The sequence below is a fragment of the Nonomuraea sp. LP-02 genome (assembly GCF_036289125.1).
GTDB classification, from domain to species: domain Bacteria; phylum Actinomycetota; class Actinomycetes; order Streptosporangiales; family Streptosporangiaceae; genus Nonomuraea; species Nonomuraea bangladeshensis.
The window spans coordinates 933,178-957,676 of record NZ_JAXCLK010000002.1 but is presented as its reverse complement, the minus strand read 5'-3'; the positions used below and the strand labels follow the sequence as shown (position 1 = coordinate 957,676).

Sequence of the window (24,499 nt, the reverse complement as noted above, 5' to 3'; positions counted from 1 at the left end):
AGTCACCATGGAACGAATATGGCTGGTCACCGGAACCGGTTCCGGCCTTGACCGGGAGATCTCCTGAGCGGCACTCGCCGCAGAGGACCACAGAGTCGTGCTGACCGGTAGCCGTACAGCGGCAGTCAGAAGAGGTTGTCGACATGCTCGTCCACGCCGCGGACCGTGGACACATCGGCGCGGTCAAGAAACCACGGAGACTGACCCCCGCACCTTCACGGAGCCGATCTTCTTCGGCTCGGCCGCGCTGACCAAGGCGGCATTACCGCACATGCGCCGGCAGGGCAGCGGCGCGATCGTGCAGATCCCTCCCGTCTACGACGGTGCGGTCCGCAAGCTGCGCAAACACGTGGACGAGGCTGGTTCAAGGAACCGTGAGATCCCTTGAAGATCATCGCCGCCATCCTGACCGCCCCGGCCGACGAGAACCCACCGCTGCGGCTGTCCCTGGGCAACCAGACCCTGGATCTGCTCAACGCCGCCGGCAGCCAGACGCAGGACGAACGGGCCGCCTGGGAGCCCGTCATCCGGGCACCGAATTCGACGAATGACAGCTTTCGCACCGGGTCGGTGCGAAGGCGGGAAAGGAGCTCGCCATGGGGCGAGTAATGGGAAAGACAGCGCTGGTCACCGGCGGCGCAATGGGGATGGGCGGCGCCACCGTCCGGCGGCTCGTCGCCGAGGGCGCGAACGTGGTCATCGCCGACGTGAACGTCACCGCGGCGCAGGACCTCGCCGACGAACTCGGACCCAATGCCATCATCGAGAAGCTCGACGTCCGGTCTCCGGAGGAATGGGCCCGGGTCGTCGACCGGACCGAGAAGCGGTTCGGCTCCGTCGACATCCTGGTCAACAATGCGGGCATCGCGGATCCGGCTCCCCTGGAGCAGTGGGACACCGCGCGGCTGCAACGCACGTTGGATGTGAACCTGATCGGTGTCTTCAACGGTATCCAGGCCGTGGTCCCGGCGATGAAACGGGCCGGTGGTGGATCGATCGTCAACATCGGTTCCGTCGGAGCGTTGCAGGGGGTTCCGGGGATGTCCGGCTACGTCGTCTCCAAGTGGGCGGTCCGTGGCCTGACCAAGACCGCCGCGCTGGAGTTGGGCGCGCATGGGATCCGAGTGAATGCCGTCCACCCCGGGCAGATCAAGACCCCGATGACCGCCGGCGTCACTTTCGACACCGGCAACGTCGCGCTGGGCCGGGTCGGCGAGCCGGATGACATTGCCGGGATCGTGCTCTTCTTCGCCGGCGACGACTCCCGGTTCGTCACCGGAAGCGAGGTGGCCGGCGACGGCGGACAGATCGCCGGCCAGGCCGACTACCGGGGCCTGCCCCAGTGACAGCATCGTGGTGCGGGGCCTCGAACGGGCACCGCACGATCGTCGGTTGTCGCTCATGTCAACCGAGGATCGCGTGAGCGGTTCCCCGGTGTCGGCCTCCCCTCATCGTCGTCGTGCTTCCTGCCCGTGAGATCTGGACCCAGATCTGGTCCAACTATGAGGATTTTCTCGTGTCGCCCGGACGAGGCCCTGGCCCGTGGTCTAACTGGCCTTGCTGCCTTTGGGTTGATCTGCCGGTCCTTGCTCCGGGCGGTGCTTGCTGGCGTCGAGCCGGCAGACGTGGTCCCGACAGGGGCCTTGCCGACCACCGCGGTGCGCGAGGAGGCTGACCGGCTAAGGGAGCAGCTTCGCGAAGAAGGCGGCCGGGCCGCCGCCGCGGCGATCGAGGCGGCCGTGGCCGCCGCCCGGCTGGCCGTCTCCTCCGAACGCCCCTGATCGCCCTGGCCCAACCCCGCTCCTCCCGATCGTCTGGCCGCCGCGCCATCCTCGTGAAACGGAAGGGCATCCCCGGTGAGCACCGACAACCGACCCGACCCATCCGACGTCGGCAGCCCACCGGAAAGGCCACGGCAGCCAGCCGGTGCACGGCGACTGGCCGTACGTGGCGTCCTCGCCGACGCGCACGCTCGCGATGCAAGGTCCTCATCACCGTGGTGCACGGCGACCCCGACTGCGATGAGGACATGCGGCTCATCTGCGAGGTCCTGCCAACGCCGGCCGAGCAGGCCGGTCCCCCGGCGCGGCGCCAACGGTCGCGAACGCGGCCGCGCCGCAGTCCTGAACGGACTCACCCTCCCCTACTCATCTGACGTTGTCGAAGGCAAAGTCTGCAAGATCAAATATCTGAAGAAGCTCATGTTCGGCCGAGCCAATCACGACCTCCTCAGGAATATGGCCCTGCTGAACTGGGCCACCCCAATCACCCGAAATTATTTCTCTGATCGCTCCCCCTCAAGTGCTCCAGAGCCCGCCTGATGTCGCATTTTCTGCATCGATTCGTGTCGTCCGCAGGTGAGGGTTTCGGCTGTGGACGGCGGTGCGAGGCATGGGGCCTCCATCGCCGTCTTTGCCCTGGTCGTCACTCACCTCCTAGTCCTCGGCGCGGTCACGTACGACCGCAGGCAATTCACAGCTGCGCCCCCTCGGAATAAGGTGACCCTGCACGGAGCGGGTTTTCCTCTGTCATGGCGGTGCTGTTTGAGCACGGGTATCAAGCGTGGCGTGGCGGCCGCGGGAACGGTGGTGATGGCCGCCGCAGTGAGTGTCACCACTGGCATGCTGACCCAGCACTGGGCGGTGGCCTGGTGGATCGCCACCGGGGTGCTGGTGCTGCTCGGTGGCGGACTGCAGGCGTGGCTGACGGTCGGCGAGCGGGCGCGGGCGAGCCAGCGAGTCACAGGTACGAGGGTGACAGGCTCGGTGCGGCAGACCCTGGCGGGGGCAGGAGACCAGGGCGTGGAGCGTTCCGAGGTCGGCGGGGACGTGTCGCAGCGCCAAGAGAACTCCGAGTGATGGCCCTGAGATGGCGTCGCCGGGCCGACGTGGCACAGGCGGTGGACGGCTCGACGGTGCACGGGGATCTCGTCCAGGCGAATGTCAACGTGTCCGGCGTACAGGCGCATATCGACCAGCGGACGATCCTGGCCCCGGTCGCCCTGGCGGGGCGTGACCTCTACCAGTACACCGCCTCCTTCTCCGGTCCCGCGCCGGTGCCGCCGCTGGTCCGGCACGGCCTGGCCAGGGACCTGACGGACTTCACCGGGCGCGGCGGCGAACTGCAGCGCCTGTTACGGGGGACCCGGCAGCGGCCGTCGTTGATCACGATCGACGGCATGCCGGGCGTAGGGAAGACCGCGCTGGCCACGCACGCCGCTCACCTGCTGTCGGGAGACTTCCCTGACGGGCGGTTCTTCGTGTCGTTGCGGGCGGGAGAGGGGGCCGCGGCGGATCCGGCGGACGTACTGGAGAGCTTGCTGCGGGACATGGGGGTGCGGCCGGAGCATGTCCCGCCGTCGCTGGAGGGCCGCGCGCGGTTGTGGCGGGACAGGACGGCCGCGCGCCGCGTTCTGCTGGTGCTGGATGACGCGGTGGGGCACGAGCAGATCGAGCCGCTGCTGCCGGCGGGTTCCGGCTGTCTCACCTTGGTGACGAGCCGGCGGCGCCTGGAGGCGCTGGACGGTGCGGTGCCGCTGTCGCTCGGCGAACTGCCGTCCGAGGAGGCGGCGGAACTGTTCGTACGGGTGTCCCGGCGTCCCGCGTCCGGTTCCGATGCCGTGGCGGAGATCGTGGACCTGTGCGGGCGACTGCCTCTGGCCATCGTGCTGGCGGCCGGACGTCTCGCGCATCGGCCCTCGTGGAGCGTGGAGGAGTTCGCCGCGGCGCTCCGTGCGGCGGACGACCGGCTGGGCCAGTTGGCCGGTGGCCCGCGTACGGTGCGGCTGGCGTTCGAGGTCTCGTACCGGAGTCTGCCGGCTGCCGAGCAGTTCATGTTCCGGAGGCTTGGGCTGCATCCGGGACCGGACATCGACGTGGGCGTGGCGGCCGCGGCGGCCGGTGTCCCCTCGCCGGAGGCCGCTCGCGAGTTGGACAGCCTGTACGTCGATCACCTGCTTGAGGAGACCGCGCCTGGCCGGTTCCGGCTGCACGCCCTGCTCGGTGTGTACGCCCGCGAGCTATCGGAGCGCGAGGACACCGGCACCGATCGGGAAGCGGCCATGGCCCGGATCCTGGCCCACTTCGAGGAACTGGGCCGGGACGCGCGGACGCCGGATCTGATGCGGGCGCACTACGCCAATGTCGTCGCCTGCGCCGAGTGGGCGGCCTCGCAGGAGCGGTGGCCGGTGCTGGTGCGGCTGGTGAGGATGCTGGCCGGATTCATGCGCGGGGAGGGACTGTGGCGGCAGGCGGCGGTGCTGCACGGCAGGGCAGCGGACGCGGCGGCCCTCCTCGGTGACGGCCACGCCGAGGCGGACGCGTTGCTGGAGCTGGGCTGGATTGAGCAGGCCGTAGGTGAGTACGGGAAAGCGAGGCGCACGTACGAGCGGGCCCTGTCGTTGTTCCGCGGCCTCGGCGACCAGCGTGGGGAGGCTCGGGCGCTGAACGATCTGGGGTGGGTCGCGCAACTGACGGGTGATCTCGCGGGCGCGGAGCGGGCGCATCAGGGGGCGCTGGACCTGTTCCGCGCCGTCGGCGATGGAGCGGGGGAGGCCGGCGCGCTGAATCAGATGGGCCGGTTGAAGCAGGCGGCAGGGGACTACCGTGACGCGGCGCGCATGCACAACCGGGCGCTTAAGCTCTTCCGCGCGCTGGCCGACCGCGCGGGGGAGGCGCACGCCCGTACCGAGTTGGCGTGGTCGTTGTCCGGGATGCCCGGCTGGTCACCTGCTCCGCGCAAGCTGCACGAGCAGTCGCTGGAGCTGTTCAGGGAAGTCGGGCACCGGCTGGGCGTGGCGAATGCCAGTTATGGGCTGAGCTGGCACATGAGCGGCCACGATCGGACCAGGGACGGGCGCGACCGCGATGCCGTACGTGACGAGGCTCTGGCGATCTACCGCGATCTGGGCAGCCGCCTGGGTGAGGCGATCGTGCTCAACGACATGGGCCGCGACCTCGTGTACTCGGATCCCGCTGCGGCGTTCGGCCCGTTCGAGCAGGCGGCGGCGTTGTTCCGGGAACTCGGCAACCTGTCGGGCGAGGCGAAGGCGCTGGAGGGCCTCGGCAGGTCCTATCACAGAAAACTGGATTTCGTACGTGCCCGCGACTCCTTCGAACGGGCGCTGGCGCTGTATCAGGCGCTCTCCGACGCCGACGCCGTCTCCATCGTGGAGCGGTGGCTCAACGAGATCCGGGAGGCGATCGACGATTACGCGGCGAGCAGGGGCAGGCTGGATCGGCTCGTCGAGCGTGGCCTCGGCTGGCTGAGAGTGCCCGACCCGCTCGTGGTGGCCGCCCAGAGGCGGGCGCGAAAGCAGGAGCGCCGCAGGCTGGAGCACGAGCGGCGATACCGCTTCCACCGATAGGTGGGGTGGTGTGAGGAACTGTGCCGGTGAGGTGGTCGCGGAGAGGGCGTGCAGGTCGTCGAAGGCTTGGCGGAGCAGGGCGGCAACCAACGAGGAACAACCACACGCGAGCCGAACACGCGTCGAGACAATCAGAACACCTGCTAGTGGAGAGATTCGCAGGGCCTGGACGAGCACCCAGCACGGCGATGTGGCAGGGGCGTGCGCTGGAACAACTTGGCCGGTACGGAGTCGGCGGGCAGGAGTTGGTGCCCCGTAGGAGAGGTCGGGGTGGCCGTGCCCCGAGGGGAGATCGAGTCCAGAGGATCGGACGTAGGAGTACGCCAGCACCGCATCAGCCATGGCGGAACGTTGTCGATCAAGACCGACAAGTCCCGATTTCATTTCCAAGTGACCTGCAAGCCGGTGATCTTAACGTTCTGCGACATGGGAAGACGGCTGATGATCTGCGTCCTGCTGATGACCCTCACCGGGTGCGGGACCACTGACGAAGGTCAGGTGAACATGGGCGACATTGAACCCGGCGTGCTGAAGGGGCGGGTGGTCGACGCGGCGGGCAGCCCCATCGAGGGTGCCGAGGTCGTCGCCGACAACCAGTTGCTCTACAACAGCAACGCGGTCATAAGAACGGACAGCGACGGCTTCTACCGGCTCGACACGGACGTCAGGGCGACCTTCCACGCGACGGCAAGCGTGACCAAGCAGTACAACGGCCAGGACTACACCCTGAGCCTGGCACCCGACGACGACGCCACCTTCGCCGGCCCGACGGGCGCGATCAGGAACTTCACCTGGAAACTCTCGGGCAAAAAGCCCGACGATCTCGGTTTCTACGGCGGCAAGGTGCTCTTCAACTTCGGCATCACCGATTCCCTCGACACGTTCCTGGAGGACGAGAAGGTACAACTCACTCTCACTCCGGAGGGCCCCTTGATCGACGGTTCCGAAGGCTCCCCGATCGTCGGGATGGCGACGCGAAACGGAGACGGCTCCGGCCTGGAGGACGTCCCCATCGGCCGTTATCGAATCACGGCCGACTACGAGGGCCGCCGACTCGCCGTGAAGCTCCGCAAGGGCGGTGACTACGCGAGGGACGTCGTCGCCGACTTCGCCCCCATCATGACCGGCATCTACTTCATCGAGCTGGAACTCGCACTCCCTCGCGCGTGACAGCGCCACCCAGCTCGGCGAGTCCCTCACCGGCCACACCGGCGGCGTGCGCGGTGGCGGTCGGTGCCCTGGGCGGCAAGACCATCGCCGTAGCCGGTCCCCGGACGGGTGCTCGGTGAAGTTCTTGGCTGGTCGGGTCGCGGAAGGGCCCATAGCCGGTGGCCGGATCGGCATGGATCGGCATAAGTGAAGGCGCGGCGACGCTACGCCCCAGGCGACGACCACGGCCGTCTGTCCACCCGTGCCGTCGACCAGCTCATGGACGAGCTCGCCACCCACGCCGACATCATCGACGAAGCGGGCGCCCTCGCCCTGTCCACCCGCATCTGCGGCCACGCCCTGCCCATCCAAGCCGACCTGGAAGACGCCGCAGCCACCTCCCCACCGACCAGTAGGGCACCGCCGACCTGGGCGGACTCGATCGCGGTTAAAGAAGACGCTCCATCCACAGCGAACTGATGTACTGACCGTTCTTGGCGGCGTACTCGTGGAACGTCCCGACCTCTGTGAAGCCGAACTTCCGATGCAACGCGACCGATGCGTCGTTGGGCATGGCGATGCCTACGACGGCCACATGGATCGGCTCATCGGCAATGCTCTCAAACAGCGCCCGATACAACGACGTTCCCACCCCCAAGCCCCGGCAACCGGCATCGATCGCGACGCTGAGCTCGACCGTCTCCCGGAAGGCATCGTGATCCCGGTAACGCTGACTGCAGGCATAGCCCACCACCTGGCCGTCTCGTCGAGCCACGAGCAGCCGGTAAGGGCCGGTGGAGGAGAACCGTTCGAACCAGGCGCGCCGCTCATCCACCGTGATCGGCCGGGAGTCGAAAGACGCGATCGAGGTCGCCGACACGTTGTTGAGGAGAGCGACAATTCCGGCAAGATCCTCATTATCTCCGATAGCAACCTCAACAGGACCTGAACCATCAAGCGTGCGCACATCGTTCATGAGTCACATTCTGATCAAAGCGGGTCTGCCTCGCTACCGTCGGAGTTCAGCCCGCCCGCACACCATCAACGAGAAGGCCACGGGACTGCTACCGCCTGGGAAGCGATCTTCTCAACCCCTCCTGCACGCCAGGTGAACCCCACTCGTGAACACCCCCTGCGAGGCAAGTAGCGCCGCCGATCCGGGACCAGGTCTCCTCCAGGTAGGCAGCACTGGCCGCCGAGACATGGAAGACCCGCTCGGGGTCACCGCCGTTGAGCAACCGGGACGTCGGAGCCGCCGCTGCTGTTTTGCCCGTTACAGCCAGCCCGCGTCGCGGGAGATACGGATCGCGTCGATGCGGTTGCGCCCGCCGACCTTGCCGATGGCGTTGGACAGGTAGTTGCGCACGGTGGCCTGCGACAGCGAGAGCTGGGTGGCGATCTGGGCGACGCGGATGCCGCTCGCCGCCGCGCGCAGTACCTCCGTCTCACGAGCGGTCAGCGGACTGCTGCCCGTCTCGAGCGCGGCGGCGACCAGCTCGGGGTCGATCACCCGCTCCCCTGCCGCTATGCGCCTGATCCCGTCGGTGAGAGTCTGCGCCGGGGCGTCCTTCACGATGAAGCCCTTCACGTGCACCTTCAGCGCGCGCAGCAGGTTGCCCGGCTGGCTGAGCCCGGTGAGGACGAGCGTGCGGCAGCCGGGAAGCCGCGCGGACAGTTGCTCCGCCGCCGACAGCCCGTCCAGCCCCGGCATGTCGATGTCCAGCACCGCGACGTCCGGCCGCACGCGCAGGGCGGCGGCCAGGACCTCGTCGCCGCGTTCGATCTCGGCGACGACCTCCATGTCGTCCTCCAGCGACAGCAGGGCGACCAGCGCTGAGCGGATCATGTGCATGTCCTCGGCGATCAGTACGCGGATCATGCGACCTCCTCGGGGACTTCGACCGACAGCAGGAACCGGCCGTCGTGCGCGGTGGTGAGCCAGGTGCCGGAAGCGGCGCGGGCCCGCTCGGCCAGCCCGGAGAGCCCGGTGCCGGGCGAGGGCGTCGAGAGTGGCTGGGCGCCGTCGTTGACGATGTCCAGCCGGACCGCGCCCCGGTCGCGGGTCAGGGTGATGGTGCAGGTACGGGCGTCGCTGTGCCGTAGCAGGTTGGTGGTGCCCTCGCGGATCGCCCAGGCCAGCGCGTTCTGGGCGGGACCGGACAGCGGCGGCAGGTCAGCCACGTCCAGGCGGATGTCGACGCCGGCCGCGCCGAGCAAGGCTGCGGCGCCGTCGATCTCGGTGCGCAGCGACACCGAGTGCTCGTCGCGGGTGATCGCGCGTATGTCCCTGAGCGCGTCCCTGGCGACCTCGGTCAGGCCCTCGATCTCGGCGCGGGTGGCGGCGGTGTCCTTCGCGAGCAGGCGCAGGGCCAGGTCGCCCTTGAGCGAGATGGCCGACAGGCTCTGGCCGAGCAGGTCGTGCAGGTCGCGGGAGACGCGGATGCGTTCCTCGCCGACGGCGGTGGCGGCCAGCTCGGTGCGGGTGGCCTCCAGCTCGGTCAGCAACCGGACCAGGCGGGCGCCGCCGACCAGCGTGCTGGCGTACAGGATGAGGGCGAACAGGGCGTACGCGCCCAGGAAGAGGGCCCGAGGGGTGGTGTAGGCGCTGTCGCTCAGCATGGCGGTCACCTCCTTCACCGGGTTGAGCAGGAGCTGCAACGTGGCTGCGACCAGCATCAGCCGGCCGCGCAGCAGCATCACGATGGAGGCGAGGGAGAAGGCGGTGACGGCCTGCCAGTTCGAACCGACCCACCACAGCGGGACGTCGGCCAGCACGACGAGCGCGGCGAGGGTCCAGGGCCAGCCCGCGGGGCGTTCGCCCCTGGCGGCGGCCAGGCTGTGTCGCAGGCTCAGGAAGAGCACCAGGGCCACGGCGACGGTGGCCGCGACGGGGTTCCCTGCCGGGCCGTCCATGCCGAGGGTCGTGTAGATGGGCACCTGTACGGCGAGCAGCACCTGCAGCGCGATCAGGGGCCAGAGGGGATGCCGCACCACCCACCGCGGTGCGATCGGCGGGATCATGGGCGTCCCCCGGTCTGCACGTCGATGGTTTCCGCGACGCCGTCGGCGCGCACCTCAAGGCGTACGCCGTCCGTCGAGACCGCGGCCGTGATCGTGCAGGCGCTCACTCCTTCGGAGCCGAGCAGGCGGGTGACCGTCGCGCGCAGCGCCGCCCGGGGCTCCGGTGCGATCGTGTCGGGGATGCCCGTGCGGGGCAGCCGCAGCCGGGTCTCGATCCCGGCCGCGGACAGCAGCGTGGCGGCCGTGTCGAGCTCGGCCCGCAGGGACGGCCTGCGGTACCCGCGCACCCGCTGCCTTGCCTCGGCTAGCGTGCGCCGCGAATCGTCGGCCAGCCCGGACAGCTCCGCCACCAGCTCGGCCCGCCTGCCGGGCGGGGTCTGCAGCAGGTCGGCGGCGCGGGCGCCGCGCGCCGCGAGGGACTCCAGAGCGGTGCCGAGCGTCCTGCGCAGGTCGTCGTCGATGCGGCGCCGTTCCTGCGCGACCGCCCGCTGGGCGAGCACCTGCCTGGCCGACTGCAGGCGGACGAGCGCGGCCGACAGCCAGACGAGCAGCAGTACGGCGCCGCTGCCGGACAGCACCGACACGGTGAGCCACGGCGCGGCGTTCCACGGCAGACCGAGCAGCAGGGACGCGGGCGCGGCCGCGATCACCAGCGACAGAAAGACCACGAATGACCACGGGCCGGGAAGGACCAGGACCGCCGACGCGGCCAGGCCCGCGTAGGCGCGCGGCCACATGTTCCCCGCGAGCGGGGTGGCGGCGAGGATGACGACGGCCATCGCCGCGAACGTCCACCCGCCTGCCGGCAGGCGTACGCCGCGGGCCGCGTACCAGACGTGACGCAGGTGCAGGGGCAGGTACACCACGGTCACCGCGAGGCTCCACAGTCCCGTGCGGACGTCGTTGTCCGGGTAGCTGAAGGCCAGCGCCACCTGCAGCAGGGGCAGCAGGCCCGCGCACGCGACCGCGCCGACCGGCGCGAGCCGGACGGCGCGGTCGGATCGCCACAGTGCCACCAGCCGGATCCCCCGTCCACGTTCCCTGGCCGACCAGGGTAGGTGACCCGGCCGCGTGGCGACCACCAGCGGGGGCCGTACCGGAGAGAGATGCTCACGGCCGGTCAGCGCGACCGTCGGGAGGCATGATGGCGCGGCCACTTCTACGAGTCGGCGTCGATCACGCGCCCGAGGTTGTCGAGCTCGTTGGCGCGGCCCGCGGCCAGCCGCTGGGTCCACTCCTCGTCGTGCATCGCGTCCGCGGTCATCGTGACGCGGACGCCTTCCTCGACGGCTTCGAGCTCCACCACGGTGAGGAAGTCGTAGGGGTCCACGCCGGGGATGAAGTCGGCGAGCGAGGTGTAGGAGAGCCTGCCCGGCTCCGCCACCTCGACGAACTTCTTGCGGGACCGGGTACTCAGCGGCATCCCGTGACTCTCCATGAACGCGATCTGCTCCGGCGCGGTGGCGGTCATGGTGTAGATGAGCTCGCCGCCGGGCCGCAGCTCAAGCTTGTCGACCTCGACGGTGAACCCGTCCGGCGACCACCACCGGGCGATCCCCTCGCCGGTGGTCCACAACTGCCAGACGCGCTCGGGGGTGGTCGGGTAGGTACGCGTGATCCGCACGCTCTCTTGGGCCAGTGTCATGATGTGCTCTCCCTGACAAGCGGGGGTGATGAGCCCCAACCCTGCCTTCCCATGCCCGCCGCAAACAGATGCGGATGTCACACAACCTTCCATGAATTTCGCCCGGACCAGCGAGAACACCCGGTGATGTGGGGCGACAGGGCGGCCAGGCAGTCCGGGGGTACGTCGCCCTGCTCAAGCTCTACCTGGCCCGCGCCGGCTTCACGGCGGGCCCGTTGTTCCGCGCCTCCATCAACGGCCGAGATCCCGCCGTGCTCCGCGCGGCATCAGGGCAGCTACAGCGACGTCGTGTACGGCCTGTTCGCGATCTGCGGCTATCAGTTCGCGCCGCGGCGCGCCGATGTCACCGACACCCAGCTGTGGTGGCTGCCGGCGATCGTGCAGCACTGGGACGGCATGGTGCGGGTGGCCGGTCGCCGGCCACCAACCAGGTCCGCGATCTGATCCGCATGATGACGGCCGACGGCCGCCTGACCGGTCTGGGCAGCGCCTTCGCCCATTACGGCCGGATCTTCACGTCGCTCCGTCTACTGCAGATCCTTCATGTCGAGAAGTACCGCAGGATGATCGGGGCCCAGCTCACCATCGGCGAGTCCCGCGGCAACCTCGGCCGTCCAGGTGGGCGCGCTCGGTCTGGGGTTGAATGCGATCACGTGGTGGAACGGAGGGCTGGGTGCCGTCAGAGCTCGCGGCGTCGGAACACGATGGCGGCTGCGGCGAGCAGCGCGGAGGCGAGCAGGAGTCCTGTGGCGACGGGCCACCACAGGGTGTGGTCGGCTGTCTGTGTTCCCGCGGCCAGCGCGTTCGTCACCGGGATGAGGCCGGCCGGTGTGTACTCGGCGGCCTGCGGTGCCACGCCGAGGAGGACGAGCAGGAAGAAGGCTCCGATGCCGACGCCGGTCGCGCCCGCGACCGCGTCGATCGCCGCCGAGGCCAGGAGCGATGCGGTGATGAGGACGGCGGCGAGCACGAGCCACACCGCGGTCGCTGCGAGGACGGGGCCGAGGGGGGCGGATCCGAAGACCGCCCAGGTGACGAGCCACGACACGACAGCGCCCAGGAGCACGGCCACGGACGTGAACGCCAGGAGGACGACGGCGTGGGTGAGGACGTAGGCGGTCCGCGACGGGGGTTTCACGAGGGTGAGGGCGGCGATGCCGGAGCGGATCTCGGAGTTGATCGCGCCGGCGGCCATGACGACGACGACGAAGACGACGAGCTGGGTGAGGTTCTTGGTCCATTGGGCGTTCGCGTCGAGCGCGGTGGGGTCGGGCAGCGCGATCGCCGCCTGGCCGGAGCCGAGGGCAGCGGCTAGGAGGTCGTTGGTGAACTGGGTGAGTACCGGGCCGGAGGCGGCGAGGAAGACCACGACGGCGGGGAGCACCCAGATCCGCCAGGTGCGGAAGATCTCCCGTGTCCGGAGGCGGAGGAGGGCTGCGGTCGCGTTCATCGGTCGGCTCCGATCAGTCCGACGAAGATGTCCTCAAGGCTGGCGTCGCGCGGCTCCAGTCGGCGCAGGCGCAGTCCGAGGGCCGCGACTTCGGCGGGCAGCCGCACCGTGGCCTCGTCGAGGTCGGTGACCGTGAGCACGAGCGTGCTGGGGGTGAGGTCGTCGGTCACTCCGGCGACCCAGGGCAGGCCGGTGAGCGCTGCGCGGAGCCTCTGGGCGTCGTCGACCTCGACCAGCAGGCGGCCCTGGACGCCGCCGTAGGCCGCGCGAACCTGTGCGAGCGGCCCGGCCGCGACGACGCGGCCGCCGTCGACGATCGCGACGCTGTCGCAGACCCGCTCCACGTCGGGCAGCAGGTGTGTGGAGAAGAAGACCGTGGTGTGCCCGCGCAGTTCGCTGAGCAGCTCCAGCACGACGCGCCGGCCTATGGGGTCGAGGGCGGAGGTGGGTTCGTCCAGGAAGAGTATGCGCGGGGCGTTGATGAGTGCCTGGGCGATCCCCAGCCGCTGGCGCATCCCGCGGGAGTAGCCGCCGACGCGGGAGTCGACGCCGGCGAGCCCGGTGAGCTCCAGAAGCTCGTCGATGCGGCGGGGGGTGGACCGGGCGGGCAGGCGGAACAGGCTCGCGCTGGTTTCCATCACCTCGCGGGCCGTCATCCAGGCGGGGAAGCCGGGCACGTCGGGGCAGTACCCGAGCAGTGCGCGGACCCGCGGATCGGCGGGCTCGTGGCCGAGGACGCGGACGGTGCCCGCGCTGTGGCGCGCCAGGGCGAGGAGGATCCGCAGCGTCGTGGTCTTGCCCGCGCCGTTCGCGCCGAGGAAGCCGAACACCGAGCCCTGATCGACGCGCAGGTCGAGGCGGTCGAGCACGCGGCGTTCCCCGTAGGTCTTGACGAGGCCGCTGACGTCGATCGCCGCGGTCATGGCCGGTCTCCGTAGAGGCTCTGGACGGTGCGCTTGACGCCGTCGCCGGCCGGCTCGGGTGCGGGAGCGTCGCCGGCGGGTGCCGGGCGGCGGCCCGCGGCGAGGAACACGATCGCTCCGACCAGGCTCAGCAGCACGATGGCGATCGCCCACGGCCACTTCTGCCCGGACGCGACCCGCTCGCGCGGTAGGCGGGCCAGCACGATCAGGGAGGTGACCTGGAGGGCGAGCTGCACGGCGGCGAGGGCGCCGAGCGCGATCAGGACGGGCGTCGGGGCCGCGGACAGGTCGAGGTTCATGAGGTCTCCTGCGTCGGAGCGGGAGCGGAGGCTGAGGCTGAGCGCCAGGCGCGGCGCAGGCCTGAGCGCAGCGGGACCACCAGCACCGCAAGCGAGGCCGCGGCCCCGGCGGGCAGCGCGGCGGCGGTGAGAAGTCCCCAGCGTCCGCGCGGTGCGCGGGCCTGCGCGACGGTCGCGGCGACCACGCTCGCGGAGATCACGGCGAGCGAGGTGGCGCTCGCGGCGCGCACGAGCCGCTCCTCAGGCTGAGCGTTGCCGCGCTGGGCCCAGAGCGCGGGAACCACGCCGAGCGCGACGGCTGCGGTGAGCGTCCAGCGGGGCGCCTCGCCTCGCGGCCTTCCGCTGAAGCCGAAGCCGGAGGCCACGGTGGGCGGGAGGGTGCGCCATGCCAGGGCGAGGGCCGTCGCCGTCGCTCCCGCGACAGCTGCCGGAACCGCCTGCGCGAGGCGGATCTCCCGTTCCGGGATGCGGGCCAGGACGTCTTCGTCGGCGTCGTCGGGGCGGATGAGGCCCAGCCGCACCGCGAGGGCGCCGAGGTTGAGGGTCCAGCCGAGCCCGAAAAGACGTGGGACGACCAGGCGGGGATTGGCCGGGTCCCAGGTCCGGGAGCGGACCTCCGCGCTCACCGGCCCGCGGGTCTCCACGGGCAGGCCCAGGATGCGCCAGCGGGCCTCCTGCGAGGCGGAGTCCCCGGCGAGGGCGTCCTGCAGGTGGGCCGCGTACTCCGCCGGGTCGCCGAGCGCCGTCTCCGGGTCGAGTCCGGCGTCGGCGAGCTCGTCGAGCTGGGCGGACAGCGCGGACAGCGCACGCCTGCGGTCGGCACCGGGCAGACCGGCCAAGCGCGCGCCCACGGCGCGCACGTAGTTCTCCGTCATGGTCATTCTCCTGCGAGGATCTTCGTCATCGCGCTGCTCAGCGCGATCCAGGCCACAGCACCCTCGGACAGCGAGGCGCGGCCCTCCTTGGTCAATCGGTAGTACTTGCGCGGCGGCCCCCCGGAGGACTCCGCCCATCGCGTGGCGACGAGCCCCGCCTTGTCCAATCGCGCGAGCAGCGGGTACACCGTGCCGGGCGTCGGGGCCAGGGCGGGGTAAGCGGCGAGCCGCTCGATGATTTCGATGGCGTAGCACTCCTCACGGTCGAGGACCGCGAGGATCCCGAGCTCGAGCACGCCTTTGCGGAGCTGTACAGCGCGGTCGCTAACTGGCATGGCATACATCCTTGCATAACAAGCTACATGGTCAGCCATACGAATACGAAACGGTGAACCACCATGCACAGCCCTGATCGAACCCTGACCGCGATAGGTTTGACCAAGCACTTCGGGCCTCGCAAGGCAGTCTCCGACGTCTCCTTCGAGGTGGGCGCCGGGCGGGCCTTCGGACTGCTCGGCCCCGACGGCACCGGCAAGACCACCGTCGTGCGGCTCCTGACCGGCATGCTCACCCCGACCCACGGATCCGTGACCCTGTTCGGCCAGAGGCTCGACCGCGCCAACGGCGACGCCTTGCGTTCCCGAATCGGCGTGCAGACCACGATGACGGGCGCGTGCGGAGCGGCGGCGGTGATGGTCTGCAGCCACGCCTCCATACCTGAGGTGCCTCCTGACACGACCATCGTTGCAACCGCAATTCTCCTCAAACTGTCTCGGAATCGGAGTGGGACGACGTGGCTGCCGGACGCATCCTGAAGGCGGCAATCACTGCGAGGACGACGACCACGGCCATGGCCAGGAAGGCATCGGAATAGGCGGCACCGTCTCGCCCTGCATGGAGGGGGTTGAAGGCATCGGCACCGGTTTGCTGCCGCGCGGTCACCAGCACGCCGAGGAGAGCGGGACCGGTGCCGGCGCCGAGGAACTGGGCTCCTTGGAGGATTCCGAGCCCGACGCCGGCCTGGTCGGGCGGAAGCGCACTCGCAGCCGCGCTGATGATCGGGGTCAACACGAAGAAGAAACCGACACTGAGCCCGAGGATCCCGAGTCCTGCGGGGATCACCGAACTGCCTCCCGCGAAGGTCGAGAGGAACAGGGAGAACAGCCCCACGGCCACCAGTCCGGGCAGCACGAGCATCCGGGTGGCGACGCGGTCGGCGAGGCGACCGATCAACGGCGAGAGCACGGCGACCGCAACCCCGGCCGGGACCATCACCAGGGCACCCGCGCCCGGCTCGAGACCGTTGACATCGACCACGAGCAGCGGAACGAACACCATGCCACCCAGATTGACGACCATTGCCAGGAACGCGACGACGACCGCGGCCCGGTAGATCGGGTCGGCGAACAGCGCGGGCGGGACGAACGGATCCGCAAGCCGGACCGTGCGCCACCCGAACAGCATGAACGCCATCACAGCCACCACGAGGCTGAGCCAGGACGATGGGGTCGCGACGCCGGCGACCTGTGCCTGGGTGATCCCGAACAGGATCAGTCCGGCGCCGAGCCCGAGCAGGATGCCACCCGGAAGATCGAAGCGGCCCGCGCCGGCCGGGCGCTCGCCTGGTAGCACGTGCCACGCCGCGGGAACCAGGGCCAGCGCGACCACGAGCATCATCCAGAACAGGGCGGGCCAGCCGAGGAACTGGCCGATCCCGCCACCGATGGCCGGTCCTGCGGCGGTACCGATCCCTGTGGCCGCGGACACGACGCCGATCCCCATCCCTCGCTTGTCCTCAGGCATCAGCCTGGTGACGGCGATGATGGACAGCACGGGCAACCCGGCCGCGCCCACCCCCATCACGATCCGTCCAAGCACGAGCACCAGGAGCCCTGGCGCAAGCGCGGAGATGAGGCTCCCCGCGGCGTACGTCACCAAAGCGAAGCAGAACAGGCGCCGCAGACTGACCCGGTCAGAGATGCGGCCGTAGAACGGGATGCCGACCGAGAACATCAGCAGGAAACCGGTGACAACCCAGGCGAGCTCGGCCTCTGAAGCCCCGAACTCCTCACCGATCGACGGGAGCATCAGATTGACCATGTCACTGGCGATGACCGTGGCGAGCATCGCCGGCATCAACACAGCCAGCAGTGCCGGCACAGAACCGGTTCGTCCTGTTCTGATCGATGTGGTTGTCATTCAGCGTTCCTCCGCGTGGCCATGACTGCCACCAGATTGGTTACAGTTAGGGTGAAAAGAAACGGCGGAGACGTCCTCTCCGCCGTTGTCCAGCTACCGGTGCCGTGTCGCGGGTTCGCGCTCTTTGGTCAGCACCTGGTCGACCAGGTGAGCGATGGTCGTCCGGCCCAGCCGCTCCTGCATGGCCTGCTCAGCCTCCCGGAACTCATCCTCAAGGAGGGCCTGCATGTGGCGGCCGACCTCGCACGCGTCACTGGGTGGATGGGCGTGCCGCGACAGGATCGGCCCTGCCTCTACGGCGACATGCGCGTCGTAGAGCGTAATCTCACGAGCGGGGCGAGCGAGCGACCATCCACCCCCGCGACCTTCCGTCGACCACACCAGGCCCGCATCCCGCAGGCTGCCGAGGATGCGTCGCACGAGCACTGGATTGCTTGCCAGGCTTTCGGCGATCTCGGTCGAGGTCAGCGAGCGATCCCAGCGACCCAGCATCGTGAGCGCATGAATCGCGACCGCACTCCTGCTGCTCAGGCTCACTGCTCTCATCCTTGGGTCAGATCCGCCATACTGCAACCAAGCTAGTTTCAGTATGGCTATCCGTCAATCCCAGGTCGTAAGAGCACGAGATCTCGCAGTCGCGGCACAAGAACAGGCGGACAATACTCGACCTGTCGCCCCAGTGGCGGCCACCGCAGAGTGCTGGCGAGGTGGTGTACCAGGCATAGGAGGAGTCGGCGTTCTACGCCGCGCGGGGCGTGCGCCCACGCCGCTCAAGGGGGTCGACCAGACCGAGATCCTGCGGGCCATCACCGCGGTGGCCAGCGGCGAGGTCATCTTCGGCCCCGCGCTGGCCCAACGCGTGACCCGCTACTTCGCCCGGCTCGCCACCGTCCGGCCGCCCCGCGAGGAGCCCTTCCAGCAGCTCACCGCCCGCGAACGGGAGACCCTCGACCTCATCGCGGCCGGCCTGACCAACCGGCAGATCGCCGAGCGGCTGTCGCTGTCCCCCAAGACCGTGCGCGACAACGTCTCCAGCATCTTCGCCAAGCTCCAGGTCGCCGACCGCGCCCAGACCATCATCGAGGCCCGCGAGGCCGGCCTCGGCCAGTGACCCCGCTCCCGGGGATGTTCCTGTCCGCCCGGGACAGCGGTTCCTGATCGGGCCGGGTACATCCGGGACCGCGTGCGTGGCCGTGCTCCCTGGGCGCCCAGGGCGCTCCGGCGGGAAAGTGCTGCCACCGACCCGCGCACCCGAGGAGCATCATGTCCAGCCACGTCGCGCCCAACAACGTCGATCCGCACGAGCCCGTCGTGGCTCGCTCCCGCTCGACACCGTCACCGGCATGGTGTTCGTCGCCGGACTGCTCGCGTTCGTGTGGACCGTGCACGTCACGCGCTCCGCCAGCTCGGCATGCTCGCCCTCGGGATCGCCGTCGCGATCCGGGGCCGCCTGCGGGGAGCGGTCCGCTGGCTGCCCCTGCTCGCCGGCCTGTGGTTCCCGGTGACCGTCCTGGCGCAGACCCTCGGCGGCTCGGCCGTCTCGGTGTACGCCAGCGCCGCGCTGCTGCTCGGCGCGCACGCCCACCTGGGCCTCCGCCTCGCCATCCGCCCCACGCTCTGAGCCGACGAGATCGTCTGGAACCAGCCGCCGCCTCCGCCCTCGTCGATACTCCTCGTTTCGGCGTGTAATCCACGCCCTCCTCTAGGGACTTCTGTTCGTGGACCATCCCCAGCAACGCTTCACCGAGCTCTACGACCGGCACTACCGGAACGTCCTCGGCTACGCGCTCCTGCGCGCCGAGCGGCAGGCCGCCGAAGACGTGGTGAGCGAGACCTTCCTGATCACGTGGCGACGGCTGCGCGAGGTCCCCGACCCCGTGTTGCCGTGGCTGCTCGGCGTGGCCCGGAACCTCCTGCGCAAGCAGCAGGACTCCGGGCTGCGCGGGCGCGCGCTCGCCGCTCGGCTCGCCGATCTCGCCCCCGCGCCGGAGGGCGACGTCGCCGACCACGTCACCGGGCGGGCGACCGCGCTCGCGGCCCTCGCCGAACTCGGCGACAACGACGTCGAGGCCCTGGTCCTGGTGAGCTGGTACGGGCTGACCCCGGCCGAGGCCGCCCGCGTCGCGGGCTGCACCGTCAAGACGTTCAACGTCCGCCTGCATCGTGCCCGCCGCCGCCTTTCGGAAGCGCTCGACCGTGACGCATTCACCCTGGAGGAACAACGATGACCCCCGACGACCTCATGCTCAGCCTGCGGCCCGACGCCGTGACCGAGGAGAGCCACCGGCTGCGCCGCGAGCGTGACCTGTCGGCCGCGTTCGGCGCGTACAGGCGGCCCCGCTCGCCGCTGACGGCGCGGCTGCTCAAGACCGCGCTCGGGCTCGCGGCGGCGGCCGCGGTGGGCGTGCCGTACGCGATCAGCAGCGCACCCGCCGCGGCGCCCCCGGTGGCGAAGAGCTCCGCACCCGCCGAGTCCCGCTCGACGGCCGGCCCGGTCGCGACGGTGGACGCCCGCTCGTTCCTGCTGGCCGGCGCCGAGACCGTCGCGCGCACGTCTGCGGCCACAGCCCGCTACTGGTTCTCCAGCACCCGTACGTTCGACCCGGTGAAGGGCGGCGGCGTGCTGGCGGTCACCGACGAGGTCTGGAGCGCTCCGAGCGGCGGCCGGCTCGTGACCGGGAAGGACGCCGCCTACATCCCGGCCCGCCCCGGCGCGAAGCTGCCGAAGGAGAAGACCGTCGACCACGGGCCGATGGTTCTCGAGACCGCGATCGGGGGCGCGCGCGTCACCGACGAGAGCCTGGCCGATCTGCCCGGCGGTCAGGAGGCGCTCGACGCGTGGCTGCGCGAGGCCTATCGGGGCGCGGGTAAGGGGCTGCCCGCCGAGGCGGCCGCGGAGGCGCGGGCGGAGTCGTACCCGTCGTTCGTCCTCGGCGCCGCGCGTTACCTGCTCGACTCCCCCGCGACCCCGGCCACCCGCGCCGCCGTCCTGCGGATCCTCGCGGCGCAGCCAGGGCTGACCATGAAGCAGGACGTCACCGACCCGACCGGCCGGACCGGCGTCGAGATCGGCCTGCGTGACGGCGACTTCCGCCTCGTCATCGACCCCACGGGGGCAAGGCTCCTGTCCTTCACCTATACGGGACCGAGCAGCCCCGAGAAGTGGAGCGGCACCTCGGTGCGGGCGGCCTCGGTGAGCGGGCGTCAGGTCGCGATCCTGTCCTCGGGCTGGGTGGACTCCTTGGGAGCCCGTCCCTAGCCAGACCGCGCTCGCCGAACCGCACCTCGGCCTCCGCTCGCGCGGGGTCAGCCGGGCGTCTCCGTCGAGAAGGACTTCCACGCGGAACGCGGCGGCGTGACCAGCCTGCCGCCTTCCATCAGCCCGTCGCGTCGGAACCCACTCGGAACCCACACCGTTCCGCCGCGAACACGAACTCCCTGGAGAAAACACCTATGCGACGGTTATCGAGGACGATCATGTTCCTCGCCCTGTTGCTCGCGTCCCTGACGGTGATCGGCGGAGGCCCTGCCGCCGCCGATCCCGGCTGTCGCGAGGGCGACCCGCGCCCCATCTGTGACCCCTACCCCGATCCTCCCGGCTCGCATGATCCCGAAGGAGCGCTGGCGACGGTCGTCCGCAAGCCCTCCGGCATCCACGTCACGGGTACCGCGCACGACCCGAGTGACCCCAGCCAGCAGGTCACGGTCGACATCACCGTCGACGGCGCCGCCGCCGGCAGCGTCCTCGCCAACCAGAACCAGTCCCAGCGCTTCGAGGGCGCGGTGCCGGCGCTGGCGGGCAGCACAGTCTGCGCGAAGGTGCGCAACATCGGGGCCGGCGTCAGCAAGAGCATCGGCTGCCTCGCCAAGGCGATCAAGATCGACCCGTTCGGCGCCTGGGAGTCCTCCACTCGCGAGGACGGCAAGGTCCGGGTGAAGGGCTGGGTCCTCGATCCGGACAGCACCGCCGCCGTGCAGGTCGACGTCTACGACCGCAAGGGCTTCCTCGGCTCGTTCATGGCCGACAAGCCGCGCCCCGACGTCGGCGCAGCCAACCCCGGGTACGGCGACCAGCACGGCTTCGACGCCACGCTGCCGGAAAGCCAGGTCGACGGGGAGAACCACGTCTGCCTGGTCGTGATCAACAAGGGACCGGGCACGTCCGGCGACTGGGGCTGCTACGCCTACCCGGTCAAGCACCTGCCCTGGGGCGCGGTGGACAAGGTCGAGCGCACCGGCAAGGACCTGAAGGTCACCGGCTGGGCGGTCGACGACGACGCCAAGACCTCACCGGTCACGGTCGACGTCTACAACGACGGCATCCTCGTGCACACCGCGGTTGCCAACCAGCACCGGCCCACCCAGCCCGAGTACGGCGACGCCCACGGCTTCGAGCTCACCATCCCGAACGCCGCCACCATCGAGACCGGGCAGCACACCGTCTGCGTCAAGGGCCGTAACCTGGCCGCGGGCGTGGGCGCCGACAAGGAGATCGGTTGCAAGAACTACACCGTCAAGCCGCCGGTCACGGCTCCGAGCTTCACTGACACCGAGCGCACGGACACCACCATCACCTTCCACTGGGCGGGTGACGCCAACGCCGACGGCTGGAAGAGGTACTGGAAGAAGGAGGACGACAGCGAGTGGAAGTACGGCGGGTGGTCGAAGGCCTCGCCCCTCGGTCAGTACGAGACGCTCGGCTCGCTGGAGCCTGGCACGACGTACTGCTTGCGGCTGGTCGCCGAGAACGACCGGCCGAGTGAGGCGCCGTCCGAGCTGTGCGAAAAGACCTACCGGCCGTCGCTGCCGATGGCGACCGACCTGAAGGTGATCGGCACCTCGGACACCTCGCTGACCCTGCAGTGGACCGACAACGCCGACAGCGAAGAGCTCTACCGGCTCACCTACGCGCCGCCGGCCACAAAGGCGACGCAGGTCATGCTTCCCGCCAGGCCCGGCACCGGCACGATGACCTACACCATCCAAGGGCTGACACCCGTCACTGACTACTACGTCACCGTGGCGCCGTTCGATCCGAAGAACTACTACACCGTGGTGGCCGACACCCACGGCATGACCACCGGAAAGCCCGAGATCGCCGCGTTCAAGGCTAACTGGGAGCAGATCGGCATCTGTGACTCCAAGGACATCACGCTCACCTGGAAGGTCCGCGGAGCCGTGAAGCTGGACATCCTGAAAGACAACGTCAAGATCAACACCGTCACGCCGGAAGGCGCGGACGAATGGTGGGAGGGCACCCTCCAGGTCGGCAGCAGCGAAGGCGACGACACCTACGCTCTCGTCGCCTACAGCCCCGCGAACCAGACGTCCACCGCCTCCTTCTACATCAGACTCGGCTCGAACTTCGGCCTGGTCAACAAGGTCGTCTACACCAACCTCGGCGGCTTCAACCAGTTCGCCGTCCTCTACGACAGGTACGGCAACAAGCTGCAGCGGATCGGCGACATCAGCCCGGGCCAGGTCTGGACCTACCAGCCCCCACGCTGCGAAGTCCACGACGTGCGGATCTTCCGGGAGGTCCCGGTCCCGCCACCGAGCCCCGCCCCGGGCGAGCCCACCCCGCCGCCTCCTCCGCCCATCATTCAGGAGGTCTGGCGCACGGACTACATCGTCGGCCATGACAAGGGCAGCAGCAGGGCGTACCAGAGCAGTTGATCCTCCGTCGGCTGACGGGTTCTCCGGTGGCGCACCGTGCCGGAGGACCCGACCTCTTCTGCGCCTGCCGACGCTCGCCCCTGGCGGCAGGGAGGCCGCCGACGGCTGGTTACGCCGGTCGTCACCATGCCTCGCAAGCCGGGCAGTGATGAACCTGTCCCGGCTGGTCCGGGTGCCTCTCCATGATGATGAACAGGCGCCCGGACCAACGGTAAGAAAGCGGCCAGGCGTGTTCGGGCAGGTTCCAGCAGTTCTTGCGATCGAGGCCGGCCAGCAGTTCACGCACGTACGCACTCGCCGCGCGACGTGGTTCGACACGGCCGAACCGGCCGGCACGGCGACCCGCAGGCGCGCGAGCAGCACGCCAAGCTCGGCTTCGCCGGCGGCTGGGGCCTGGTGACCGCGCAGCTCGCGGCCGTGGCCGAGGGCACGGCGTCCTGAGGGAGATCGCGCTCACCGAGTTCGTCACGCTCGACGGGGTCAGCCAGGGCCCCGGCGCCCCGACGAGGACACCAGCCACAGTGTTCAGCGAACGTCCAGAGCCTGTCCAGAGGCCGGAGTTCTCCTTCGCCCAACAGATCCTTTTTACGCAGGGAGAATCTCGTGGTCAGATGGAAAGCGGGGATCGCAAGTGGCGCGCTGATCCTGTTATCCGTGTTCGTCCCCACCTCGTTCGCCCCCACCGCCTCGGCGACGGCGACGGCGGCGGCGGAGCCGGACCAGCCGCCCACCCCGAAGCCCACCCTCACGAAGGAGTGCGGCACCGACCTCACGCAGGAGGCGGCGGCGCTCGCCGGGGACGGCAAGACCGGCAACGCCACCTGCATCCGCAAGCAGACGAGAAAGCCCGGCGACGCCAGGACCTCGAAGTCCTCTAAGGGGGCCGATGCCCAGCTCGCCGCCGACATCTGCGGCGGCCAGGCCACCATCAGCCGGTCGGCCAACTGCGTCATCGAGGACGGCATCCTGCTCATCTTCACGGTGCCCAACGGGGTCGTCATCGGCTCGATCCAGTACACCGTCTCCAGCCTGACGACCCTCGACTACGCCTCGCTGAGGTGGACCCAGTCGTGGCACTACCAGGCCAACACCGTCGCAGGACCGGCGATCCCGCCGGTGCTCGACACGTTGGTCTACGCCGAGCCGCAGTGCCTGGCCAACTGCACCGTGTCCAGCAGCGGACTCGTCGGCGGATCGGCGCTGCCCGGCCGCACCCACTCGGCCACCACGTACTTCCAGACCCCGCTGAGCGGCTCCTCGTGGCAGGCGCACGGCGGCATCAGGTACTGGTTCTACAACGCGGCCTGGGTGAACACGTCGTCGAACGCCTCGATCACCACGCCGGCCGTGCACCGCTGCGACAACGTGCTGACCGGTTCCCCCGCGGGCTGCGTCTACGACTCGGTCCGCCCGGTGCACGATGTGCTGAGCTACCGCTATCCGATGTACGCACGCCACCTGAGCCTCGCCATCAACCACTACAAGATGAAGAGCATCCTGACGAGGACCCAGGACGAAAACCTCATGGACAGGAACTACGCACGATCCTGCCGGGAGAACGTTCCCAACCCCATGCCTCCGGGCTCGTGTGACGAGTACCCGTTCAAGTCCACCCGCGAGGGCGCCTACTCCCAGCCCTACGGCCGCACCATCTTCATACTCAACATCAACGGGAACTCGTTCTCCTGCGGTGCCACCTGGCTGCCCGTCCGCGCTCCCAACGACTCAGGCGGTTACAGCATCTGCATGATCCCCCTGGCGGAGAACCTCCTCGGCGGATCCGACCTGAGCGCCTTCTACTACAAGTCCCGCGTCATTGAGGGGGACCAGTTCCAGGTCCGCGTCATCTAATACTCCAGTGACACTTGGCGATCTTGCAGCGTTCGGGTCACATGGC

General features: G+C 69.6%; 28 protein-coding genes and 2 pseudogenes. 17 read left to right on the top strand and 13 right to left on the bottom strand.

The annotated features are described in order from the left end of the window. Positions 1-384: 384 nt before the first annotated feature. The 7 genes from SMD20_RS47750 (at position 385) to SMD20_RS47720 (ending at position 6,994) form a co-directional block, all read left to right on the top strand. Positions 385-609, top strand: coding sequence for a hypothetical protein (locus SMD20_RS47750; RefSeq protein WP_329594544.1), 225 nt, complete (start codon positions 385-387; stop codon positions 607-609). Continuing rightward, complete coding sequence (locus SMD20_RS47745) at positions 597-1,346, top strand: glucose 1-dehydrogenase (RefSeq protein WP_329594543.1); 750 nt, start codon at positions 597-599, stop codon at positions 1,344-1,346. The genes SMD20_RS47750 and SMD20_RS47745 overlap by 13 nt, the downstream gene beginning before the upstream one ends. Before the next feature lie 297 nt (positions 1,347-1,643). After that, positions 1,644-1,781, top strand: coding sequence for a hypothetical protein (locus tag SMD20_RS47740; RefSeq protein WP_329594542.1), 138 nt, complete (start codon positions 1,644-1,646; stop codon positions 1,779-1,781). A gap of 822 nt (positions 1,782-2,603) precedes the next feature. After that, positions 2,604-2,858, top strand: coding sequence for a hypothetical protein (locus SMD20_RS47735; RefSeq protein ID WP_329594540.1), 255 nt, complete (start codon positions 2,604-2,606; stop codon positions 2,856-2,858). Beyond that, complete coding sequence (locus SMD20_RS47730) at positions 2,858-5,365, top strand: ATP-binding protein (RefSeq protein WP_329594538.1); 2,508 nt, start codon at positions 2,858-2,860, stop codon at positions 5,363-5,365. Before SMD20_RS47735 ends, SMD20_RS47730 begins: the two co-directional genes overlap by 1 nt. Before the next feature lie 351 nt (positions 5,366-5,716). Further along, positions 5,717-6,535 carry a carboxypeptidase-like regulatory domain-containing protein gene (locus SMD20_RS47725; protein WP_329594536.1) on the top strand — a complete coding sequence of 273 codons (819 nt, stop codon included), beginning with the start codon at positions 5,717-5,719 and terminating at the stop codon, positions 6,533-6,535. A gap of 186 nt (positions 6,536-6,721) precedes the next feature. Continuing rightward, the gene (locus SMD20_RS47720; RefSeq protein WP_329594535.1) at positions 6,722-6,994 is read left to right on the top strand and encodes a hypothetical protein; all 273 of its coding nucleotides are present in this window, start codon (positions 6,722-6,724) and stop codon (positions 6,992-6,994) included. Here the strand turns inward: SMD20_RS47720 and SMD20_RS47715 are convergent. The 5 genes from SMD20_RS47715 to SMD20_RS47695 form a co-directional block, all read right to left on the bottom strand. After that, positions 6,963-7,490 carry a GNAT family N-acetyltransferase gene (locus SMD20_RS47715; protein WP_329594532.1) on the bottom strand — a complete coding sequence of 176 codons (528 nt, stop codon included), beginning with the start codon at positions 7,488-7,490 and terminating at the stop codon, positions 6,963-6,965. The genes SMD20_RS47720 and SMD20_RS47715 overlap by 32 nt on opposite strands. Positions 7,491-7,787: 297 nt before the next feature. Continuing rightward, positions 7,788-8,393: a response regulator transcription factor gene (locus tag SMD20_RS47710; RefSeq protein WP_329594530.1), complete on the bottom strand. Its 606-nt coding sequence runs from the start codon at positions 8,391-8,393 to the stop codon at positions 7,788-7,790. Beyond that, the gene (locus SMD20_RS47705; protein ID WP_329594529.1) at positions 8,390-9,535 is read right to left on the bottom strand and encodes a sensor histidine kinase; all 1,146 of its coding nucleotides are present in this window, start codon (positions 9,533-9,535) and stop codon (positions 8,390-8,392) included. Before SMD20_RS47705 ends, SMD20_RS47710 begins: the two co-directional genes overlap by 4 nt. Continuing rightward, positions 9,532-10,551: a hypothetical protein gene (locus tag SMD20_RS47700; protein WP_329594527.1), complete on the bottom strand. Its 1,020-nt coding sequence runs from the start codon at positions 10,549-10,551 to the stop codon at positions 9,532-9,534. The genes SMD20_RS47705 and SMD20_RS47700 overlap by 4 nt, the downstream gene beginning before the upstream one ends. 143 nt (positions 10,552-10,694) lie before the next feature. Next, on the bottom strand, positions 10,695-11,180 hold the full coding sequence (locus tag SMD20_RS47695; protein WP_329594525.1) for an SRPBCC family protein: 486 nt from the start codon (positions 11,178-11,180) through the stop codon (positions 10,695-10,697). Positions 11,181-11,468: 288 nt separating this feature from the next. On the opposite strand from SMD20_RS47695, the gene SMD20_RS47690 reads away from it, so the two are divergent. Together SMD20_RS47690 and SMD20_RS48585 are read left to right on the top strand one after the other, a co-directional pair. Continuing rightward, a complete protein-coding gene (locus SMD20_RS47690; RefSeq protein WP_329594524.1) occupies positions 11,469-11,624 on the top strand; it encodes a hypothetical protein in 156 nt (51 codons plus the stop codon). A gap of 5 nt (positions 11,625-11,629) precedes the next feature. Next, positions 11,630-11,734, top strand: a pseudogene (locus SMD20_RS48585) (hypothetical protein); the annotation flags it as partial. A 125-nt stretch (positions 11,735-11,859) separates the two neighbouring features. On the opposite strand, the gene SMD20_RS47685 reads toward SMD20_RS48585, so the two are convergent. Genes SMD20_RS47685 through SMD20_RS47665 form a run of 5 tightly spaced genes read right to left on the bottom strand, consistent with a single transcriptional unit; the run spans position 11,860 to position 15,062 of the window. After that, a complete protein-coding gene (locus SMD20_RS47685) occupies positions 11,860-12,630 on the bottom strand; it encodes an ABC transporter permease (protein WP_329594522.1) in 771 nt (256 codons plus the stop codon). After that, positions 12,627-13,553, bottom strand: coding sequence for an ABC transporter ATP-binding protein (locus tag SMD20_RS47680; protein ID WP_329594520.1), 927 nt, complete (start codon positions 13,551-13,553; stop codon positions 12,627-12,629). Before SMD20_RS47680 ends, SMD20_RS47685 begins: the two co-directional genes overlap by 4 nt. Further along, on the bottom strand, positions 13,550-13,852 hold the full coding sequence (locus SMD20_RS47675) for a PLDc N-terminal domain-containing protein (RefSeq protein ID WP_329594518.1): 303 nt from the start codon (positions 13,850-13,852) through the stop codon (positions 13,550-13,552). The genes SMD20_RS47680 and SMD20_RS47675 overlap by 4 nt, the downstream gene beginning before the upstream one ends. Then, on the bottom strand, positions 13,849-14,727 hold the full coding sequence (locus SMD20_RS47670; RefSeq protein WP_329594514.1) for a DUF5808 domain-containing protein: 879 nt from the start codon (positions 14,725-14,727) through the stop codon (positions 13,849-13,851). The genes SMD20_RS47675 and SMD20_RS47670 overlap by 4 nt, the downstream gene beginning before the upstream one ends. Positions 14,728-14,729: 2 nt before the next feature. After that, complete coding sequence (locus SMD20_RS47665) at positions 14,730-15,062, bottom strand: PadR family transcriptional regulator (protein ID WP_329594512.1); 333 nt, start codon at positions 15,060-15,062, stop codon at positions 14,730-14,732. A gap of 63 nt (positions 15,063-15,125) precedes the next feature. Between SMD20_RS47665 and SMD20_RS47660 the strand changes: the two genes are divergently transcribed. After that, positions 15,126-15,542, top strand: a complete 417-nt coding sequence (locus SMD20_RS47660) for an ATP-binding cassette domain-containing protein (RefSeq protein WP_329594510.1) — start codon at positions 15,126-15,128, stop codon at positions 15,540-15,542. On the opposite strand, the gene SMD20_RS47655 is transcribed toward SMD20_RS47660, so the two are convergent. After that, positions 15,490-16,926, bottom strand: a complete 1,437-nt coding sequence (locus SMD20_RS47655; protein WP_329594508.1) for an MFS transporter — start codon at positions 16,924-16,926, stop codon at positions 15,490-15,492. The two genes, SMD20_RS47660 and SMD20_RS47655, sit on opposite strands and share 53 nt — an antisense overlap. Positions 16,927-17,019: 93 nt before the next feature. After that, entirely contained in the window at positions 17,020-17,463 is a 444-nt protein-coding gene (locus SMD20_RS47650) for an Rrf2 family transcriptional regulator (protein WP_329594506.1), read from the bottom strand. Positions 17,464-17,740: 277 nt separating this feature from the next. Here SMD20_RS47650 and SMD20_RS47645 point away from each other — a divergent pair, with 277 nt between their 5' ends. The 5 genes from SMD20_RS47645 (at position 17,741) to SMD20_RS47625 (ending at position 22,602) form a co-directional block, all read left to right on the top strand. Beyond that, complete coding sequence (locus tag SMD20_RS47645) at positions 17,741-18,037, top strand: response regulator transcription factor (protein WP_329594504.1); 297 nt, start codon at positions 17,741-17,743, stop codon at positions 18,035-18,037. 264 nt (positions 18,038-18,301) lie between these two features. Beyond that, positions 18,302-18,547, top strand: coding sequence for a hypothetical protein (locus SMD20_RS47640; protein ID WP_329594502.1), 246 nt, complete (start codon positions 18,302-18,304; stop codon positions 18,545-18,547). A gap of 97 nt (positions 18,548-18,644) precedes the next feature. Continuing rightward, positions 18,645-19,154 (top strand): RNA polymerase sigma factor, encoded by a 510-nt coding sequence (locus SMD20_RS47635; protein ID WP_329594500.1) that lies wholly within the window; start codon positions 18,645-18,647, stop codon positions 19,152-19,154. Then, complete coding sequence (locus tag SMD20_RS47630) at positions 19,151-20,185, top strand: hypothetical protein (protein ID WP_329594497.1); 1,035 nt, start codon at positions 19,151-19,153, stop codon at positions 20,183-20,185. The genes SMD20_RS47635 and SMD20_RS47630 overlap by 4 nt, the downstream gene beginning before the upstream one ends. Positions 20,186-20,379: 194 nt before the next feature. Further along, positions 20,380-22,602: a fibronectin type III domain-containing protein gene (locus SMD20_RS47625; RefSeq protein WP_329594495.1), complete on the top strand. Its 2,223-nt coding sequence runs from the start codon at positions 20,380-20,382 to the stop codon at positions 22,600-22,602. A gap of 226 nt (positions 22,603-22,828) precedes the next feature. On the opposite strand, the pseudogene SMD20_RS47620 reads toward SMD20_RS47625, so the two are convergent. Next, positions 22,829-22,942: pseudogene (locus SMD20_RS47620) on the bottom strand (IS701 family transposase); the annotation flags it as partial. Here SMD20_RS47620 and SMD20_RS47615 point away from each other — a divergent pair. Beyond that, a complete protein-coding gene (locus SMD20_RS47615) occupies positions 22,909-23,043 on the top strand; it encodes a hypothetical protein (RefSeq protein WP_329594787.1) in 135 nt (44 codons plus the stop codon). The pseudogene SMD20_RS47620 and the gene SMD20_RS47615 sit on opposite strands and share 34 nt — an antisense overlap. Positions 23,044-23,256: 213 nt before the next feature. Next, on the top strand, positions 23,257-24,453 hold the full coding sequence (locus SMD20_RS47610) for a NucA/NucB deoxyribonuclease domain-containing protein (protein ID WP_329594493.1): 1,197 nt from the start codon (positions 23,257-23,259) through the stop codon (positions 24,451-24,453). The last annotated feature ends 46 nt before the right edge of the window (positions 24,454-24,499 follow it).